15 protein-coding genes are annotated in these 17,076 nt (G+C 75.4%); 6 read left to right on the forward strand and 9 right to left on the reverse strand.

Going from position 1 to position 17,076, the window contains the following annotated elements; genetic code table 11:
- Positions 1–1,124: hypothetical protein (locus ACFVGO_RS22705; RefSeq protein ID WP_380633649.1), on the reverse strand; the 1,124-nt coding region annotated here is incomplete at its 3' end.
- A gap of 259 nt (positions 1,125–1,383) precedes the next feature.
- Here ACFVGO_RS22705 and ACFVGO_RS22710 point away from each other — a divergent pair.
- Positions 1,384–3,153, forward strand: coding sequence for a hypothetical protein (locus tag ACFVGO_RS22710; protein WP_380355095.1), 1,770 nt, complete (start codon positions 1,384–1,386; stop codon positions 3,151–3,153).
- A 169-nt stretch (positions 3,154–3,322) separates the two neighbouring features.
- Here ACFVGO_RS22710 and ACFVGO_RS22715 read toward each other — a convergent pair whose 3' ends face one another.
- Positions 3,323–5,569 carry a heavy metal translocating P-type ATPase gene (locus ACFVGO_RS22715; protein ID WP_380633652.1) on the reverse strand — a complete coding sequence of 749 codons (2,247 nt, stop codon included), beginning with the start codon at positions 5,567–5,569 and terminating at the stop codon, positions 3,323–3,325.
- A gap of 197 nt (positions 5,570–5,766) precedes the next feature.
- Between ACFVGO_RS22715 and ACFVGO_RS22720 the strand changes: the two genes are divergently transcribed.
- Both ACFVGO_RS22720 and ACFVGO_RS22725 read left to right on the forward strand, forming a co-directional pair.
- Positions 5,767–6,081, forward strand: coding sequence for a metal-sensitive transcriptional regulator (locus ACFVGO_RS22720; protein WP_359897476.1), 315 nt, complete (start codon positions 5,767–5,769; stop codon positions 6,079–6,081).
- Between the two features lie 50 nt (positions 6,082–6,131).
- Positions 6,132–7,031: a hypothetical protein gene (locus ACFVGO_RS22725; RefSeq protein ID WP_380633654.1), complete on the forward strand. Its 900-nt coding sequence runs from the start codon at positions 6,132–6,134 to the stop codon at positions 7,029–7,031.
- Positions 7,032–7,160: 129 nt separating this feature from the next.
- Here ACFVGO_RS22725 and ACFVGO_RS22730 read toward each other — a convergent pair whose 3' ends face one another.
- From ACFVGO_RS22730 to ACFVGO_RS22745, 4 genes are all read right to left on the reverse strand, one after another.
- Complete coding sequence (locus ACFVGO_RS22730; protein WP_359897298.1) at positions 7,161–7,946, reverse strand: LuxR C-terminal-related transcriptional regulator; 786 nt, start codon at positions 7,944–7,946, stop codon at positions 7,161–7,163.
- Positions 7,947–7,978: 32 nt separating this feature from the next.
- Positions 7,979–9,661: an amidohydrolase gene (locus ACFVGO_RS22735; protein WP_359897301.1), complete on the reverse strand. Its 1,683-nt coding sequence runs from the start codon at positions 9,659–9,661 to the stop codon at positions 7,979–7,981.
- Positions 9,662–9,885: 224 nt separating this feature from the next.
- Positions 9,886–11,094, reverse strand: a complete 1,209-nt coding sequence (locus ACFVGO_RS22740; RefSeq protein ID WP_380633656.1) for a CU044_5270 family protein — start codon at positions 11,092–11,094, stop codon at positions 9,886–9,888.
- The gene (locus ACFVGO_RS22745; RefSeq protein ID WP_380633658.1) at positions 11,091–11,738 is read right to left on the reverse strand and encodes an RNA polymerase sigma factor; all 648 of its coding nucleotides are present in this window, start codon (positions 11,736–11,738) and stop codon (positions 11,091–11,093) included. Before ACFVGO_RS22745 ends, ACFVGO_RS22740 begins: the two co-directional genes overlap by 4 nt.
- 94 nt (positions 11,739–11,832) lie before the next feature.
- On the opposite strand from ACFVGO_RS22745, the gene ACFVGO_RS22750 reads away from it, so the two are divergent.
- Positions 11,833–13,506 (forward strand): serine protease, encoded by a 1,674-nt coding sequence (locus ACFVGO_RS22750; protein ID WP_380633660.1) that lies wholly within the window; start codon positions 11,833–11,835, stop codon positions 13,504–13,506.
- A 171-nt stretch (positions 13,507–13,677) separates the two neighbouring features.
- On the opposite strand, the gene metF is transcribed toward ACFVGO_RS22750, so the two are convergent.
- On the reverse strand, positions 13,678–14,577 hold the full coding sequence (gene metF / locus ACFVGO_RS22755) for a methylenetetrahydrofolate reductase [NAD(P)H] (protein WP_380633690.1): 900 nt from the start codon (positions 14,575–14,577) through the stop codon (positions 13,678–13,680).
- A 309-nt stretch (positions 14,578–14,886) separates the two neighbouring features.
- Between metF and ACFVGO_RS22760 the strand changes: the two genes are divergently transcribed.
- Together ACFVGO_RS22760 and ACFVGO_RS22765 are read left to right on the forward strand one after the other, a co-directional pair.
- Positions 14,887–15,207, forward strand: a complete 321-nt coding sequence (locus ACFVGO_RS22760) for a heavy-metal-associated domain-containing protein (protein WP_380633662.1) — start codon at positions 14,887–14,889, stop codon at positions 15,205–15,207.
- A gap of 112 nt (positions 15,208–15,319) precedes the next feature.
- Positions 15,320–15,601 carry a metal-sensitive transcriptional regulator gene (locus ACFVGO_RS22765; RefSeq protein WP_380355567.1) on the forward strand — a complete coding sequence of 94 codons (282 nt, stop codon included), beginning with the start codon at positions 15,320–15,322 and terminating at the stop codon, positions 15,599–15,601.
- A 183-nt stretch (positions 15,602–15,784) separates the two neighbouring features.
- On the opposite strand, the gene ACFVGO_RS22770 is transcribed toward ACFVGO_RS22765, so the two are convergent.
- Together ACFVGO_RS22770 and ACFVGO_RS22775 are read right to left on the reverse strand one after the other, a co-directional pair.
- The gene (locus ACFVGO_RS22770; RefSeq protein WP_380355564.1) at positions 15,785–16,327 is read right to left on the reverse strand and encodes an MOSC domain-containing protein; all 543 of its coding nucleotides are present in this window, start codon (positions 16,325–16,327) and stop codon (positions 15,785–15,787) included.
- A 60-nt stretch (positions 16,328–16,387) separates the two neighbouring features.
- The gene (locus ACFVGO_RS22775; RefSeq protein ID WP_380633665.1) at positions 16,388–16,996 is read right to left on the reverse strand and encodes a TetR/AcrR family transcriptional regulator; all 609 of its coding nucleotides are present in this window, start codon (positions 16,994–16,996) and stop codon (positions 16,388–16,390) included.
- Positions 16,997–17,076: the final 80 nt, after the last annotated feature.

The raw sequence follows: 17,076 nt of genomic DNA on the forward strand, positions 1-17,076 counted from the left end.
CACCTCACTCTGCGTCGGGCCTCCCGTTCGCCCCCCCCCCCGAGGCCGGCCCGGTAGTCGGCGGCGGCCTCGGCGGGGCGTTCGGCCCGCTCGTGCACCAGGGCGAGGCCGAACCGGGCCGGGGCGAAGTCGGGCCGGACGGTCAGGGCGGCGGTGAACTGCTCCCGGGCCGGTTCGTCGGCGCCGAGCAGCAGGGCGAGCCGGCCGAGGGCGTAGCGGGGGCGGGGGTCGGTCGGGCTCTCGCCGGCGGCGGCGGCGAGGTCGGCCCAGGCCTCCTCGGTGGCGCCGAGGCGCTGGCGGGCCAGGCCGCGGAAGAGCAGGCTGTCGGTGCGCAGGGCCGGGCCGCGCCCCCACGGGGAGGGTTCGCCGGGGCCGCGGCGCAGGGCCTCGTCGAAGGCGGTGACGGCGGGTCGGTCGCGGTGCAGGGTGTAGAGCTGGGCGCCCCAGCGGAACCAGAGTTCGCCGCTGCCGGTGGGGGCGGCGGCGGCGAGCAGGGCCTCGGCGTCGGCGGCCCGGTCGGTGGCGCACAGCAGGGCGGCCCGGGCGAGCACGGGCCAGTCCCGGCCGGGCAGGGCGGCGAGGGCGGCGGCGGTGACGTGTTCGCGCTGGTCGGGGGCGCCTTCGCGGCAGCGGTGCTGCAGCCAGTCGACGGTGCGGGCGGCGGCTTCGGCCTCCTCGCCGGGCTCGGCGCCCGCGGCGGTGGCCTGGAGGAAGGCGAGCAGCGGGCCGAGGTCGCCGTCGGGGGCCCGCATCCGTTCCTCGGCGAGGCGGCGCAGGCTCCACCGGGGCAGCTGCCGGGCCGGGTCGGCGAGCAGCGGGTAGGCCTCGCGGTGCAGGGCGAGGGTGGCCTGCTGGTCGCCGGTGGGGGCGGTGGCCTCGGCCTGGCCGAGCAGGGCGAGGCCGCGCTGCGGGCGCAGTTCCTCGGGGGCGTCGGCGAGTCGGCGGGCCAGCCGGGCGTAGCGGCGGCGGGCCTGGGCGGCCCGGCCGGCGGCGAGCCGTTCGGCGGCCGCGGCCAGCGCCTTCGTCACCGTCGCGGCGTCCAGGGTCCGTCGGCGGCGGGCCAGGACGACGGCGGCCGCACCGGCCAGCGCCAGTACGACCAGCAGCACCGCTATCAGTGCCATGCACCGTCCCCCTGTGTTCGGACACCGACCATCGCATGATCAACTGCCTTTGGGCGATCATGAGTTGACGTCGTGTCGTGATGTTGCCCGGGCGCCATCAGAATAGGCCCTCGATCGGACGGACGAACAGGAAAGAGCACTATCCTGGGCATCGCGTCGCCGGCGGAACGGCAGCACGGCAGCGGCTCAACAGCAGCGCGCCAACAGCGCGTCCACAGCGGTCAGTAGCTTCGGGGGTCGTGTGTCGGAGTCGCGTTGGGTGCCCGGGCTCCGGTTCGGGCCGGAGTTCGACCCGGAGCAGTACGAACTCCTGGAGTTCCACCACCGGGGCGGTGAGGCCGAGGTGTGGCGGGCGGTTCGCACCGGACACAACGGGCGCAAGGAGCTGGTCGCCGCCAAGATCATGCTGGAGCGCGACCCGACCGAGGTGCGGCGCTGGCTCGGCCGCTGGGACGACGTCTCGCACAACGCGCACCGGCTGGGCGTCACCGACCTGGTGGTGCCCAGCTTCCTGCTCGGCCCCTCCCCGCACCGGCCCGGAACCCCGCCCGGCGGGGCACTGCTGGGCTACCAGATCTCGCCCTGGGTCGAGGGCGCGCCGCTGCACACCTGGGCGCGCGGCCAGCGCGGCGGCCCGTCGGCGGTGGCGGAGGTGCTGACCCGGCTCTGCCGGATCGTCGACGAGCTGCACCGCAAGCGCTGGGTGCACCGCGACATCTCCCCCGCCAACGTCCTGGTGGACGGCCAGGGGCAGGTCAAGCTGATCGACCTGACCTTCCTCGCCCCGCTGGACCACACCCTGACGGTCGCGGTGTTCACCCCCGGGCACGTCCCGCCGGAGGCCGAGCAGGTGGGCGGCTTCCCGACCACCGCCAAGGACCTGTTCGCGGTCGGCACCCTCGCCCGCACCCTGCTGCTGCCCGACCACGGCCGGCTGGACCACCGGCTGGCCGCCGAGCAGGCCCGCGCCGAACTGCTGGCCGCGGGCTACGGCGAGGAGTTGGCGCGCTGGGCCTGCGAGCCGCTGGCCCGCGAGCCGGACCGCCGTCCCTCCCCGCTCGGCCCGTGGGCCGCCCGGGGCCGCGAACTGCTGCGCGGCCACCGGCCGGTGGCGCGCACCGCGGGTCTGGCCGTGCTGCCCGACCCGGCCGGGGGGCCGCTGGTGGTCACCGGCGGCGCCGACGGCACCGCGCTGGCCGGGCCGGGCAGCCGCGACCGGCGCCTTCCGGCCGGCCAGGGTCTTTCCGCCGTAAGGGAGTTGAGCGCCGGCTGGGCCGGACCCCAGGGCGAGCTGGTGGTCTGCGCCGAGGACCGCGGCGGCACCCTGTGGGTCGGTACGGCGACCGGCTGGTGGGAGGCGGCCCGCGGGGTCAACGGCCTGGCGGGCGGGGTCGGTTCGACCGGGGAGATGACGGTCTGGACGGCGGCCGGCGGCGCACTGCGCTCCTACCGCTGGGCCCCCGGCCGCACCCTGACCGGGCAGGAACACCCCGGCTGCCCGGCCGACCGGGTGCTCGCCGCCGAGGAGGAGCGGCCCGGCGCCTGGCTGCTGCTGGTCGAGCACCGCGAGCGGGTGCTGAGCTGGCGGCCCGGCGCCGCGCGGCCGCCCGTCCCGGTGGGCCCGGCCGGTCCGCTGCGCGCCGGGGCGCTGGCCCGCACCTCCGCCGGACCGCAGGCCGCCACCCTGCGGGCGGACGGCTCGGTCCAGTTGCACACCCTCGGCGCGGCCGGGGCGGGCACCGAGATCGGCGACGGCGAGCCCTCGCTCGGCATCGCCATGGTGGGCCACCGCGGCGGCCCGACCGTCGCACTGGCCGGCGCGGGCGGCGTACGGCTGCGGCTGCCGGCCGGCGGCGCCTCCCGTCGGCCGCGCTGGTGGCGGCCCACGCTGCGCCCGGCCACCCGGGTGGCGCTGGCCATGGGCGACGACTGGCGGCTGTGCCTGGCGGCGGTGGTGGAGGGCGAGTTGCAGGTGTGGCAGGAGGACGCGGCGTACCGCTGGCAGGCGGTGGGGCTGCCGGAGGACTGATCGGCCGGACCGACGCCCGATCGGCCGGACCGACGCCGAGGCCCCAGAACCCTTTGCGGGGTTCCGGGGCCTCGGCCCGGCGGTGGGGAGTGGCTCGGGTCCTCGGCGCCTCGGCGCCCGGACGGACGCGGGGTCCCCGCGGAAGCGCGGACGAGGCGGAGGCGGCCGCTCAGCGGAAGCGGCGCAGCCGGAGGCTGTTGCCGACCACGAAGACCGAGGAGAAGGCCATCGCGGCCCCCGCGATCATCGGGTTGAGCATCCCGGCCGCGGCCAGCGGCAGGGCGGCGACGTTGTAGCCGAAGGCCCAGAACAGGTTGCTCTTGATGGTGCCCAGGGTCTTGCGGGAGAGCCGGATGGCGTCCGCCGCGGCCAGCAGGTCGCCGCGGACCAGGGTGAGGTCGCCGGCCTCGATGGCGGCGTCGGTGCCGGTGCCCATCGCCAGGCCCAGGTCGGCCTGGGCGAGCGCGGCGGCGTCGTTGACGCCGTCGCCGACCATCGCCACGATCTTGCCCTCGGCCTGCAGCCGCTTGACGGTGTCGACCTTGTCCTGCGGCATGACCTCGGCGATCACGTGCTCCGGCGCGATGCCGACCTCGGCCGCCACGGCCTCGGCGACCAGCCGGTTGTCGCCGGTGAGCAGCACCGGGGTCAGACCCAGTGCGCGCAGCTTGCCGATCGCCTCGGCGCTGGTCGGCTTGACCGCGTCGGCGACCTCCAGCACGGCCCGTGCCTCGCCGTCCCAGCCGACCGCGATCGCGGTGCGGCCGGCCGCCTCGGCGGTGCGCTTGGCCTCGGCCAGCGTCTCGGGCAGGTGCTGCGACCACGCGTTCAGCAGGGCCTCCCGGCCGGCCACCACGGCGTGGCCGTCCACCACGCCCTGGACGCCCAGGCCCGGGACGTTCTCGAAGCCCTCGACGGCGGGCAGTTCGCCGGCCTTGGCGGCGGCGGTGGCGATCGCCCGGGCGATCGGGTGTTCGGAGGCGTGCTCCAGGGCGCCGGCCAGGCGCAGCACCTCGGCCCGGTCCACGCCCTCGGCGGTGTGCACCGCGAGCAGGGTCATCTGGCCGGTGGTGACGGTGCCGGTCTTGTCCAGGACGATGGTGTCGACCTTGCGGGTGGACTCCAGCACCTCCGGGCCCTTGATCAGGACGCCCAGCTGGGCGCCGCGGCCGGTGCCGACCAGCAGGGCGGTCGGGGTGGCCAGGCCGAGGGCGCACGGGCAGGCGATGATCAGCACGGCCACCGCTGCCGTGAAGGCGGCGGTCCAGCCCTCGCCGGTGCCCAGCCAGTAGCCGAGGGTGGCCACCGCGAGGGTGATCACGATCGGCACGAAGACCGCGGAGATCCGGTCGGCGAGGCGCTGGGCGGCGGCCTTGCCGTTCTGCGCGTCCTCGACCAGCCGGGCCATCCGGGACAGCTGGGTGTCGGCGCCGACCCGGGTGGCCTCGACCACCAGGCGCCCGCCCGCGTTGACGGTGGCGCCGGTGACGGCGTCCCCGACCCCGACCTCGACCGGGACGGACTCGCCGGTCAGCATCGAGGCGTCCACGGCCGAGGCGCCCTCGACCACCACACCGTCGGTGGCGATCTTCTCGCCCGGCCGGACCACGAAGCGGTCGCCCACCGCGAGGTCCGCGATCGGGATGCGCAGTTCGGTTCCGCCGCGCAGCACCGTCACGTCCTTGGCGCCCAGTTCCAGCAGCGCCTTGAGCGCGGCCCCGGCGGTGCGCTTGGAGCGCGCCTCGAAGTAGCGGCCGGCCAGGATGAAGGCGGTGACGCCGGCCGCCGCCTCCAGGTAGATGTTGGACGAGCCGTCGCTGCGGCCGATGGTGAACTCGAAGCCGTGCCGCATGCCCGGCATCCCGGCGTCGCCGAGGAACAGCGCCCACAGCGACCAGAGGAACGCGGCGAGGGTGCCGAGCGAGACCAGGGTGTCCATGGTCGCGGCGCCGTGCCGGGCGTTGGTGAACGCGGCCCGGTGGAACGGCCAGGCGGCGTAGGTGACGACCGGGGCGGCGAGGGTCAGCGACAGCCACTGCCAGTTGTCGAACTGGAGGGCCGGCACCATCGCCATCGCGATCACCGGCACGGCGAGCGCCACCGCGGTGAACAGCCGCTGGCGCAGCGGGGCCAGTTCGTCGGCCGGCCCGGGCCGCTCGGCGTCCGCGCCGCCCGCCGCGGCCGGGGGCGCGGGCAGCGCGGCGGTGTAGCCGGTGGCCTCGACGGTGGCGATCAGGTCGGCGACCTCGACCCCGCCCTCGAAGGAGACCTTCGCCTTCTCGGTGGCGTAGTTGACGCTGGCGGTGACCCCGTCCATCCGGTTGAGCTTCTTCTCGATGCGGGCCGCGCAGGAGGCGCACGTCATTCCGCCGATCGAGAGTTCCACCTCCGCGGAGGCGGGTGCCTGGGTAGTCATCGTCGCTCCTCGTGACGTCGTCGTGCGGTACGTTCGGCGGCCGGGCCTTCATACCTAGGAGGGGTATCGGGCGGTGCCGGGTTCATTTATACCCCCGAGGGGTATCGACCGCAAGGGTTGAGCGATACCCCCGGCAGGTATTTTTCCGGGGCGGCGATCGCTTGACTCGATACCCCCATGGGGTATTCACTCAAGGCATCGAACCCCGCCGGAACCCCGAGGAGGACCCCATGGCCGGCTACCACGACGACAAGGACCGGCTGCTGCGCCGACTGCGCCGCGTCGAGGGCCAGATCCGCGGCCTCCAGCGCATGGTCGACACCGACACCTACTGCATCGACACGCTCACCCAGGTCTCGGCCGCCACCAAGGCCCTCCAGTCGGTCGCCCTGCAACTGCTCGACTCCCACCTCGCCCACTGCGTCCACGACGCCATCGCGGCCGGCGGCGCCGAGGCGGACGCCAAGGTCGCCGAGGCCACGCAGGCCATCGCCCGGCTCATGCGGGCCTGAGCGCCCGCCCCACCCCCCTTTCGCTCCGCGCCACGAGGAGAAACCGCGTCATGAACACCCCGCTGCGCATCACCGCCTTCGCCGCCGGACTCGCCGCCGCCTTCGGCCTCGCCCTCGGCGTCGGCCACGCCACCGGCAGCGGCGGCCCCTCCCCCAGGCCCGCCATGGCCGGGCACGCGGGGCACACCGAGGAGTCGGGCGGCGGCGCCGAGCACCTGCCCGGCGGGCTCCAGATCTCCGAGCGCGGCTACACGCTCAGCGTCGACAACGCTTTCGTGACCGCCGGCTCCCCCACCGACCTGCGCTTCCGCATCCTCGGCAGCGACGGCAAGCCCGTCACCGCCTACCAGCAGGAGCACGAGAAGGACCTGCACCTGATCGTCGCCCCGCGCGACCTGTCGACCTTCCAGCACCTGCACCCGACCCTGGCCGCCGACGGCACCTGGAGCGCCCGCACCGCCGTCCCCGCCGCCGGGGAGTACCGGGTCCTCGCGGACTTCACCCCGGCCGGCGCCGCCGAGGGACTCACCCTCGGCGCCGACCTGCACGCCGCGGGCGACCTGCGGCCCGCCCCGCTGCCGGAGACCGGACGGACCGTCACGGTCGACGGCTACACCGTCACCCTGGGCGGCGACCTCACGCCCGGGCGCAGCGGCAGGCTGACCCTGAGCGTCAGCAAGGACGGCAGGCCCGTCACCGACCTCCAGCCCTACCTCGGCGCGTACGGCCACCTCGTCGCGCTGCGCGCCGGCGACCTCGCCTACCTGCACGTCCACCCGGACACCGGCGCCCCGGGCCCGGAGATCGGCTTCACCACCACCGCCCCGAGCACCGGCGGCTACCGCCTCTTCCTGGACTTCAAGCACCAGGACACCGTCCGCACGGCGGCCTTCACCGTGACGACGGACGGCGCCGCCGGGGCCCCGGCCCCCGCCGACCACCAGCACTGAGCGGGCCCGTCCGCGGGGCGCCGGACGATCCCGCGCCGACCGCCCCGCCCGGACGGCGCGTACGACGCGTACGACCGCCCCGCTCGTACGACGCGTACGGCTCGTACGGCCGCGGGCCGCCGGTCCGCGTCAGCGGGAGCAGCCGATCCCCCAGGCCGCGGCCCGGGCCGCGGCGGCCGCGCGGTTGGGGAGGTCGAGCTTGGCGAGGATGTGCTCGATGTGGGTCCCCACCGTGCGCGGCGTGATGTACAACCGCTCGGCGATCTCCCGGTTGGTGCGGCCGGCCGTCAGTTCGGCCAGGACCTGGAGCTCCCGGGGCGAGAGTCCGCCGGGCCGGGCCGACGCGGGCGGGACGGCCGCGGTCGCGCCCTCGGGCCGCGAGCCCGCCCGGGGGGCGACGGCCGCGGCGAGCGCCTCGCTGAGCAGAGTGACCACGGCCCGGGCGGGATCGGGCGCGCGCCGCGGCCGACGGGTGCTCACGTTCAGCATCCCGACGTACCGGCCGTCGACGGCGAACAGGCACTGGGCCACGCCGTCCTCGATGCCGAGGGGGCGCAGCACCTCCCGGAAGCCCGGTGAGGCCGCGAGGAGCCGCCCGGGGACGTCCCCGAGCCACAGGCCGCCCCGGGCCGGACTGCGGAGCACGGGGAACACCGGATCGCGGTGCAGGCGGGTCTCGATGTACGCGGTGGCGTCGTCCGGGTAGCTCCCGGCCAGGGTGGTGTGGTGCCCGCGCAGCGGATCCCACCGGGCCAGGGAGGCGTGGTCGTACTCCATCACCTCCGACAGTGCCGCCAGGACCGCGTCGAGGCCGGTCGTACCGGCCGCGGCACCCCTGGCGGCCTCGCGGACCCGGACGGCCGCGTCCAGGATGTCCGTCCCGTTCCGTTCCGCCCCGCTTCGCTCCGCCGCCACCGTCCAAGGATGATCATGTGCCCGGAGTTACGTCAATCGCGCAGGGCGTCGTGCACGATCCGCCCGTCCATGACGGTGAGGAGGACGGGCATCGTCGGGATGTCGCGGGGATCGGCGGCGAGCAGGTCCCCGTCGAGCACGCACAGGTCCGCGGCCTTGCCCGGCTCCAGGGAGCCCTTCCAGTCGTCGGCGAAGTCCTGCCAGGCCGGGTCGATCGTGTAGGTGCGCAGCGCCTCGGCCAGCCCGATGCGCTGCTCGGGGCCGCTGACCCGGCCGGCGGCCTTGGACTCGCGCAGCATCATGGTGGCGACGCCCTGGCGCCAGTCCGGGTGGGTGACGGGCGCGTCGGATCCGCTCGTGACCCGCACACCGGCGTCGACGGCGTCGCGGTAGGGCCAGGCGTACGCGGCCCGCTCGGCGCCGACGAGTTCCTCCTCCATGTCGGCGACGGTCCACTTGATGGTGGGGTTCATGTTGACGCCGAAGCCGTGCGCGGCCAGCACCTCCATGCTGTGCGCGGTGAGGAAGTCGCCATGGATGACGTAGTGGCGGGCGTCGGGCCGCGGGTGCTCGGCCACGGCCGCGGCGAAGGCGTCCGCGACGGTGTCGATGGCCCGGTCGCCGGTGACGTGGACGCCCAGCTGGTGCCCGGCGGTGTGGGCGAGCCGGATCATGGCCCCGATCCCGGCGGTCCGCTCGGTGTCGGTGTCGCCGCCGACGCACAGGGAGCCGCAGCCGCCGCCGACGTACGGCTCGTGCATCCAGGCCGTCCTGTTGGGGACGATGCCGTCGGCGAAGACCTTGACCCCGTGGACCGCGAGGCGGCGCGGGTCCGTGTCGCCGGGCCCACCGAGGGCGGCGAGGCCGCGGGCGAACTCCTCGGTGGTGCTCGCCATGCCGGTGGGCAGCAGCAGGACGCCGACGCGGGCGGTCAGTTCGCCGTCGGCCAGCAGCCGGCGGTACACGTCGAGGGTCTCCTCGCCGAGCGCGCCCCTCATGATGCCCTCGCCGCCGGGGCCGAGCCCGGGCTCCGTGTAGCTGGTCACGCCGAGCCGGGCGAGGGTGGTGAGGGTCGTCCTGATCGCGGCGGTCCGCTCCTGCCGGCCGAGCGGCGGCAGCGCGTTCCGGACGAGGGCCTGGGCCCCCTCGTGGAGCAGCCCGGTGGGCTCTCCCGCCCCGTCCACCACGATGGCCCCGCCGGGCGGGGCGACGGTGTTCCGGTCGATCCCGATGAGCTCCAGGGCCTTGGAGTTGACCCAGGTGGCGTGTCCGGAGAAGGAGTACAGCACGACGGGGTGGTCCGGGCTCACGGCGTCGAGGTCGTGCCGCGAGGGCTGCCGCGAAGGATCCAGGAGGCACTCGTCGAGGTACCCGGTGTCCCAGCCGTGCCCGGTGGCCCACTGCCCGGCCGGGGTGCGTCCGACGGCCTCCCGCACCGCCTCGGCCACGTCCCCGAGCGAGGACACCGCGGGGTGGCCGAGGTCGAGGGAGAGCGGCGGCGTCGCCATGCCGAAGGCGCATCCGTGCAGGTGGGAGTCGTTGATGCCGGGAAGCAGCGTCGCCCCCCGAAGGTCGACGACCCGGGTGCGGGGCCCGATCAGCGGCGCGACGTCGTCCTTTCCGCCGACGGCGCTGATGACCGCACCGGTCACCGCCAGGGCCGAGGCGACGGAGAAGTCCGCGTCGACCGTGACCACCCGCCCGCCGAGAAACACCAGATCCGCATACGCCGCACACGTGTCCACAGGACGTCCTTTCGGGAACCGGGCGCACCGCGGCCACCCGCGCACGCTCCTGCCAGGACTATGGCCGCGCCCCCGCCGCCCGCACATCGGTCATCCCACCGATGCGCGCGGGCCCGGCGAGGTGGACGGGCCCGGCGAGGAGGGCGGGGCCAGTACGGCGGTCAGTGCGGCGGTCCGTGCGGCGGCGGCCCGGATCAGCCTGCCGCCCGCGGGAGTTCGCCGACACGGTCGACCGCCCCCTTGACGAGGACCGCGGACGTGCCGACCACCGTCCCCGCCGGCCCCGCCTCGCCGGCCTCGCTGAGGACCGTGCGCTCGCCGAGGAACGCGTACGTGGTCCGGTCGAAGACCCACTGCGTCTGCCGCCCGTGCGCCGTACGGGCCACGGCGACGCCCTCCCGGCCGGCGGCGTCCCCGGCCGACGGGACCACGGTGACCCCGGGGATCCGCTCGGCGGCCCGGTAGAGCGAGGCACTGACCCGCGGCGGCGCCCAGGTCTCGGCCAGCAGGTTGCCGATCGCCGCGAAGGCCCGCTGGTCCGGGTCCTGGCCGGCGCCGCCCCGGCCCGCACCGGCCTGGCCCGCACCGCCGGTCTGTTCCCGGATCAGCCTCAGCAGGGCGTCCGGGTCGGTGGGCAGGGAGGCGACGTACGCGTGGGTCGGTTCGCCGATCGACGGGCCGCTCCCGCGCGAGGCGTCGGGCCGCGGCGACGCCCCCGGCCGGTCGAGGAGGAGGACCGGCCCGTCCTCGCCGAGCCGGGTGTCGGGCCCGCCCTCCTCGCGCAGCAGGCCGGGACGGCTGCCGTCGGCGGACAGCCAGACCTGCCGGGTGTGCGCGGGAGCCAGCGCCACGGGACCGCCCGCCGCACTCTGCGCGGCGTAGGCCACCCTGCTCTCGATGAAGACGAACCGGTCGGCGCCGACCGTCGGCTGCTCCGGCCCCGCCGCGGCGGCGAGCGCGATCCGGTCGAGGAGCCGAGCCGCTTCGGAGGTGACGGCGGCACCGCCCTGCGCCACCGTGCGGTCGCGCCCGGCCGTCCCCGCGCCCCCGAGGTCCACCGCCAGGACACCGGCGACCGCGAGCGCGCAGGCCAGCGCCGGCACCGCGATCCGGAACCTTGCCGGACGCCGGAACGGGGCCCGTGGGGCGGAGCGGCGGCCCGGCGGCTCCGCGGATGCGGCGGCCCGGCGCAACACCTGTTCCCTCAGCAGCAGTTGACGATCCGCGCCCAGGCCGGGCACCGCCGGCGGCGGCAGCAGCTCGGCGAGCTCGCGGCGCCCGGACTCCTCGGACGCGTCCGATCTCCCGGGTCCCCCCGACTCCTCGGGCTCCCTGGGCTCCTCAGGTTCCCCGGGCTCCCCGGACGACGGGCGCGGCCTACCGCGCCATGGGGTGGCGTTCATCCGTGGCTCTCCTGGGTCGACGGCCGGAGCGCGGGGAGGCGGCCCGGTACGGGCAGGGCGGGGGCGGCGGCACGGGCCCTGGCGTGCGCCCTGGCCGCGGCTCTGGCCTCGGCACGGGCCTCGGCCTCGGTGAGTTCGCGCAGTCGGGCGCGGGCCCGGGACAGTCGCGAACGGACCGTGCCGACCGGCGTGCCGAGCGCCTCGGCCGCGCTCGCGTAGTCCAGTCCGGCCCACACCACGAGGGTGAAGACCTCCCGGTCGCGGCGCCGGAGCCGGGCGAGCGCCCGGCGGGCGGCACGCAACTGCTCCACGTCCGCGAGGTGCGCGACCAGGTCGTCGGCGAAGTCCGGGACCGAACCGCGCTCCGGGATCCGGGCGAGCGCGAGGTCACGGCGCCGACGGGCACGGGCATTGCGGCGCATGACGTTGGTCGCGATCCCCAGCAGCCACGGGCGCAGCCCGTCGCCGTCGGGGTGCAGCCGCTCCCGGCCTCGCCACGCCTCCAGGAAGGTCGTCGAGACGACGTCCTCGGCCTCCGCCCAGTCGCCCGTCACGCGCAGGGCGTAGCGGTACAACACCTGGGCGTGCTCGTCGTACAGCTCGCCCAGGACGTCCGGGTCGCCGCGACGAAGACGCGTTCTCATGAGTGCTTCCACACTCTGCCCTGCCCGGTCCGGCGCCCGGGTTCCGGTGACGTGCGTCACAGGAACTCCCCCGTCCGTCCGAGCAGTACAGGACATGACCGCAACCTCCGCTCCCCGTTCCGCACGCCGCTCCGTCGCTCGTTCCGTCCCTCGCTCCGCCGCCCGCTCCGCCTCCCGCTCCGCCTCCCGTTCCGTTTCCCGCCGGAACGCCCTCCGGGCCCTGGCCGTCGCCGTCGCCCTGGTCGGCACCTCGACCCCCGCCTTCGGCGGCACGGCCCTCACCGGCACGGCCTTCGCCGCGGAGCCGGAGACGTACACCCTCACCGTCAAGCACCTGGACCGCGCCGGCCGCGCGACCGCGCCGTACCGGACCAGCGTCACCGGGATCTCCGGCCCCGGCGCCGACACCTCGGTCCAACTGGACGCCCCCTCCGGCACCACCACCGTGCGGCTGCCCAAGGGCCGGTACCTGCTGGACAGCAATCTGACCTCGGGCCTGGAGCCGGGCGGAACGATCTGGACGGACTGGATCGTCCAGCCGCGCCTCGACCTCGACCACGACACCACCGTCACCGTCGACGCGCGGACCACCGCCCTCGTCGACGTCCGGCCGCCGGACGACACCGCGCGCTTCCGGCACAGTGGGATGTTCGTCGAGGTCACCCACGAGGGTGCCACCCGGACCGTCAACGTCGCCAACGGGTCGCCGAACCTGCGCGTCGCCCACCTCGGGCCGGAGACCGGGGCCGGGGAGGTGAAGCAGTGGTTCGACGTCAACTGGGAGACCGGCACCCGCGGCTACCTGCTCGGCAGGACCTTCTCCGGCACCCGCGCGCTGACCGGGCTCAGCAAGCGCTACTCCGCGCGGGAACTGGCCACCGTGAACATCCGCGGTGCCGCCGGACCGGGCGGCGCCGGCACCGCACTCGTCAGCCTCCAGCCGACCGACGGGGCGAGCATCGGCGAGTCCCGGAGCATCGCCACCCCCGGCACCGCCACCTTCCTCGTCGCACCCGAGCGCGGCACCTGGGACATCGGCGTCACCGTCCCCCGCGCCGACGGCAGCAGGCCGAACCACTACACCGCCGACCGCCTCGCCGTCCGGGCCGGCACCACGACCACCCACACCTTCGACGGCCCCGTCTTCGGCCCCGCACTCACCGACCGGCCCGCCGTCTCCCGCGACGGCGACCGGATCACCGCCGACGTCCCGCTGCTCGCCGACGGCGACGGCCACGCGCCGTGGACCCCGTCGTTCGACACCGCCCACACCTCGCTGTACCGCGACGGCGTGCTGGTCGGCGCCGCGTCCGGCGCGGCGGGACGCGGCGAGTTCACCGTGACCCCGGACAAGGCCTCGTACCGCCTGGCCGCCACCGCGACCCGCAAGGCCGCGGCCGGCGCGACCACCCGCGTCAACGCGTCCTGGACCTTCACCTCGGCCGCCACCACCGGGCCGACCGCCCTCCCGGTGAGCGTCGTACGGTTCTCGCCCGAGCTCACCCCGGCCGGCACCGCGACGGCCGGCAGCCCGCTGCGCGTCCCGATCACCGTGCAGGGCGCCGCCGCGGACGGCCGCGCCCGCTCCCTGACCGTCTCGGCCTCCACCGACGGCGGCGCCTCGTGGACCCGCCTCCCGGTCGAGGCCGGCGCCGTCACCGTCCAGAACCCGCCGGCAGGCACCGCCGTCTCCCTGCGCGCCGAACTCACCGACGCCGACGGCAACACCCTCGACCAGACCATCTCCGACGCCTACCGCACCCGGTGACCCCCGCCCACACCTGACGGCCGCCCACCGGAAGTCCCGGCCTCGCACGGGTGGAGTCCAGCGGGGTGGCCGGGCCGGTTCTCACCGGCCCGGCCGCCCATGACCGCCAACGGCAAGGGGCTCCCCGCGCCCGCCGGCCTCGCGGAACGGATCTGCGGGGGGAGTTCGGGGTCAGGCGGGGGTGGCGGTCAGGGGGCGGGCCGTCGGGTCGAGGTTGCGGTGGATCTCCAGTGCGGCGGTGGAGCGGTTCAGGGTGATGTAGTGCAGGCCGGGGGCTCCCTCGCGGAGGAGGCGCTCGGCCATCCGGGTGGCGTGGTCGACGCCGATGCGGTGGGCCGCCGCGCGGTCGCCGCGGGCCGCTTCCAGTCGCCGCGCCAGGCCGGCCGGGAAGGACGCGCCGCTGAGCTCGGCGAAGCGGCTGATCTGGCGCACGTCGGTGGCGGGCATGATCTCGGGGATGACCGGGGTGTCGCAGCCCGCCGCGGCCAGCCGGTCGCGCAGCCGCAGGTAGTGCTCGACCTCGAAGAACATCTGGGTGACGGCGTAGTCGGCGCCGGCGCGGCACTTGGCGACGAAGTGCCGGATGTCGCCGTCCCAGTCCGCCGAGCGCGGGTGGCGTTCCGGGAAGGCGGCCACGCCGACGGTGAACGCGCCGCAGTCCTTGACCAGTTGGACCAGCTCGGCCGCGTACCGCAGGCCCTGCGGGTGCGGCTGCCAGGCGCCGTTGGGGTTGCCCGGCGGGTCGCCGCGCAGGGCGAGGACGTCGCGGATGCCGGCGTCCGCGTAGCGCCGCAGGACGGCCTGGAGTTCGGCGGTGGAGTGGCCGACGGCGGTCAGGTGGGCCACCGGGCGCAGGGTGGTCTGCGCGGCGATCAGCTCGGTGGTGCCGATGGTGCGGTCGCGCGAGGAGCCGCCGGCGCCGTAGGTGACCGAGACGAAGGTCGGCGCGACCGCCTCCACCCGCCGGATCGCCGCCCACAGGGCGCGTTCACCGGCCTCGTCCTTGGCGGGGAAGAACTCGAAGGAGTAGGTCCGCTCGCCGGCCGCGAGGATCTCGCGCAGGCCGCGCAGGCCGCGCAGGCCGCGCAGGCCGCGCGGGGCGGCGGGCCGGGTGCTCTGGTCCATGGGGTTCACCTCTGGTGGTGGTGTCGGTCGTCCGGGGATGCGGGGCAGCTCCCCCACCTTGCCCGGGCACCCGCAACAGGACTGTCACAGCGCCGTGTTGACGCCCGCGCCGCGCCGGACAGCACTGCGCCGGCCGGACGGGAGGCGCCGCGGCGAACCCTCTTCATTACCCTAGGGGGGTATGGTATGTTCACCAGCGAAGCAGCCGCCCGGACAGCCCGGCCGGCGCCGGACATCCACGACAGGAGCACACCCATGAGCGAGACCACCGTCACCGTCGAGTCCGCCGCCACCGAGACCTCCTCCTGCTGCGGCTCGTGCGGCACCGGTGCCGGCGCGGCCCCGGCCGCCGAGTCCGCCCGGACCTCGGTCTTCCAGGTGAAGGGCATGACCTGCGGCCACTGCGTCACCTCGGTGACCGCCGAGTTGAAGAAGCTCGACGGCGTCGACGACGTCGCCGTGGACCTCGCCACCGGCACGGTCACCGTCGGCAGCACCCGGTCGCTCGCCGACTCCGAGGTGGCCGCCGCCGTCGACGAGGCCGGCTACGAGCTGGTCGGCCTCGTCGAGGGCTGACCCGCGGACGTCGGCCCGGGCGGGCACCACCCCGCCCGTCCGGGCCGACTCCCCCTACCGCGCCGCCGGTAGAGTGTGGGCACGCCTCACCGCACAGGAACCGGAGACGGCCATGGCCAGCTACAGCTCCCACAAGGACGACTTCCTCAAGCGGCTCCGCCGCATCGAGGGCCAGATCCGTGGTCTTCAGCGCATGGTCGAGCAGGACACCTACTGCATCGATGTCCTGACCCAGGTCTCCGCCGCCAGTCGCGCCCTCCAGTCCTTCGCCCTCCAACTCCTCGACGAGCACATCGAATGCTGCGTCCGGGACGCCATCGCCGAGGGCGGCCAGGAGGCGGGCACCAAGATCCGCGAGGCCAATCAGGCCATCGCCCGTCTGGTCAGGTCCTGACCTTCGTCAGCGACGCAGGCTCCACCCCGGCTCCCGGCCGCTCACGCGCCGGGAGCCGGCGCCGTTACGGGGTGGGGGTATGCTCGACGGCCATCCGGCTTGTGGAGGTGCCGACTTGGGGGATCAACCGGGTCGTCGATCGATGACGCCCCGACACCCCGACGCCCCGACACCCCGACGCCCTCAGACCCGGTCGAGCGGGCGGTGCGGGCCGTCGGGCAGCTCGACCGCGACGGTGTCGCCGGGCCGGACCGGGCCGCCGGTGCGGACGATGCCCATGATTCCGGCGCGGCGCACGATCGTGCCGTCCTCGGCGCGGCCGACGACCTGCTTGAGCAGGCCGGGCCGGTAGGCGTCGATCTGGGCGCACGGGTTGCGCAGGCCGGTGATCTCCACCGCCGCCTCCGGGCCGATCCGCAGCACGGCGCCGACCGGCAGGCCGAGCAGGTCCACGCCCTCGGTGGTGATGTTCTCGCCGAGCGCGCCCGGTGCCACGTCGAAGCCCGACTCGCCGAGTTCGGCGAGCAGTTCGCGGTGGATCAGGTGGACCTGGCGCAGGTTGGGCAGGGTCGGGTCCTGGGCGACGCGGGAGCGGTGCCTGACCGTCACCCCGGCGTGCACGTCGCCCTCGACGCCGAGTCCGGCGAGCAGCGTGATGCCGTCCCGGTTCGGCTTGGTGAACGAGTACTCGGCGTTGCTGCTGACCGCCACCACGGTGCCGCTCATGTTCCGGACTCCCTTCGCGGATGTTCGTTCGATCGACGCTGAGGCACGGCCACCGCGCGGTCAACCCTCCGAGGGTGCCCGCAGCAGCGGCAGCACGACCTCGTCCAGGATCTCCTCCACCACCCGGTCCGGCGCCACCGTCCCGCCCGTCAGGAAGGCGTCGCGCAGCAGGTCGAGCGGGAGCGAGACGACCCTCGGGGTGATCCGGTCGGGGTTGATCTCGCCCCGGCCGGCGGCTCTGCGCAGCATCGTCTCCAGGGTGTTCACCGGGCCGCCGGAGGTCAGCGAGCCGGTGAAGCGGGCCCGGAGTTCCGGGTCGCGGAGCAGGTCGACCAGGAAGGCGTGCACGGCCTCGCCCGGCAGGTCGTCGAAGCGGTGCAGCAGGCTGCGCATGAAGAGCAGCAAGTCGGTGCGCAACTCGCCGGTGTCCGGCGGTTCCTGGAAGTCCGGGGCGTTGCGGCCGAGGGCGGCGATGACCAGGGCGGGGCGGTTCGGCCAGCGTCGGTAGAGCACCGGTTTGCTGGTCCGGGCACGGGCGGCGACGCCGTCCATGGTGAGCCGGTCGTAGCCGTGCTCGACGAGTTCGCCCCAGACGGCGTCCAGGATCGCCCGTTCCAGTTCGTCGCCGCGCCGCCGCACCGGCTTGCCCTGCTCCACGGGTTTCCGCACCCACCCCTCGTAGATACGTTGCGTTTCTTGTGGGCCCGAGTCTACAGTCGGAAGCAGGAAACGCGCCGTATCTTATGGCC

The sequence above is a fragment of the Kitasatospora sp. NPDC057738 genome (assembly GCF_042798815.1).
GTDB lineage: Bacteria > Actinomycetota > Actinomycetes > Streptomycetales > Streptomycetaceae > Kitasatospora > Kitasatospora lactacystinica.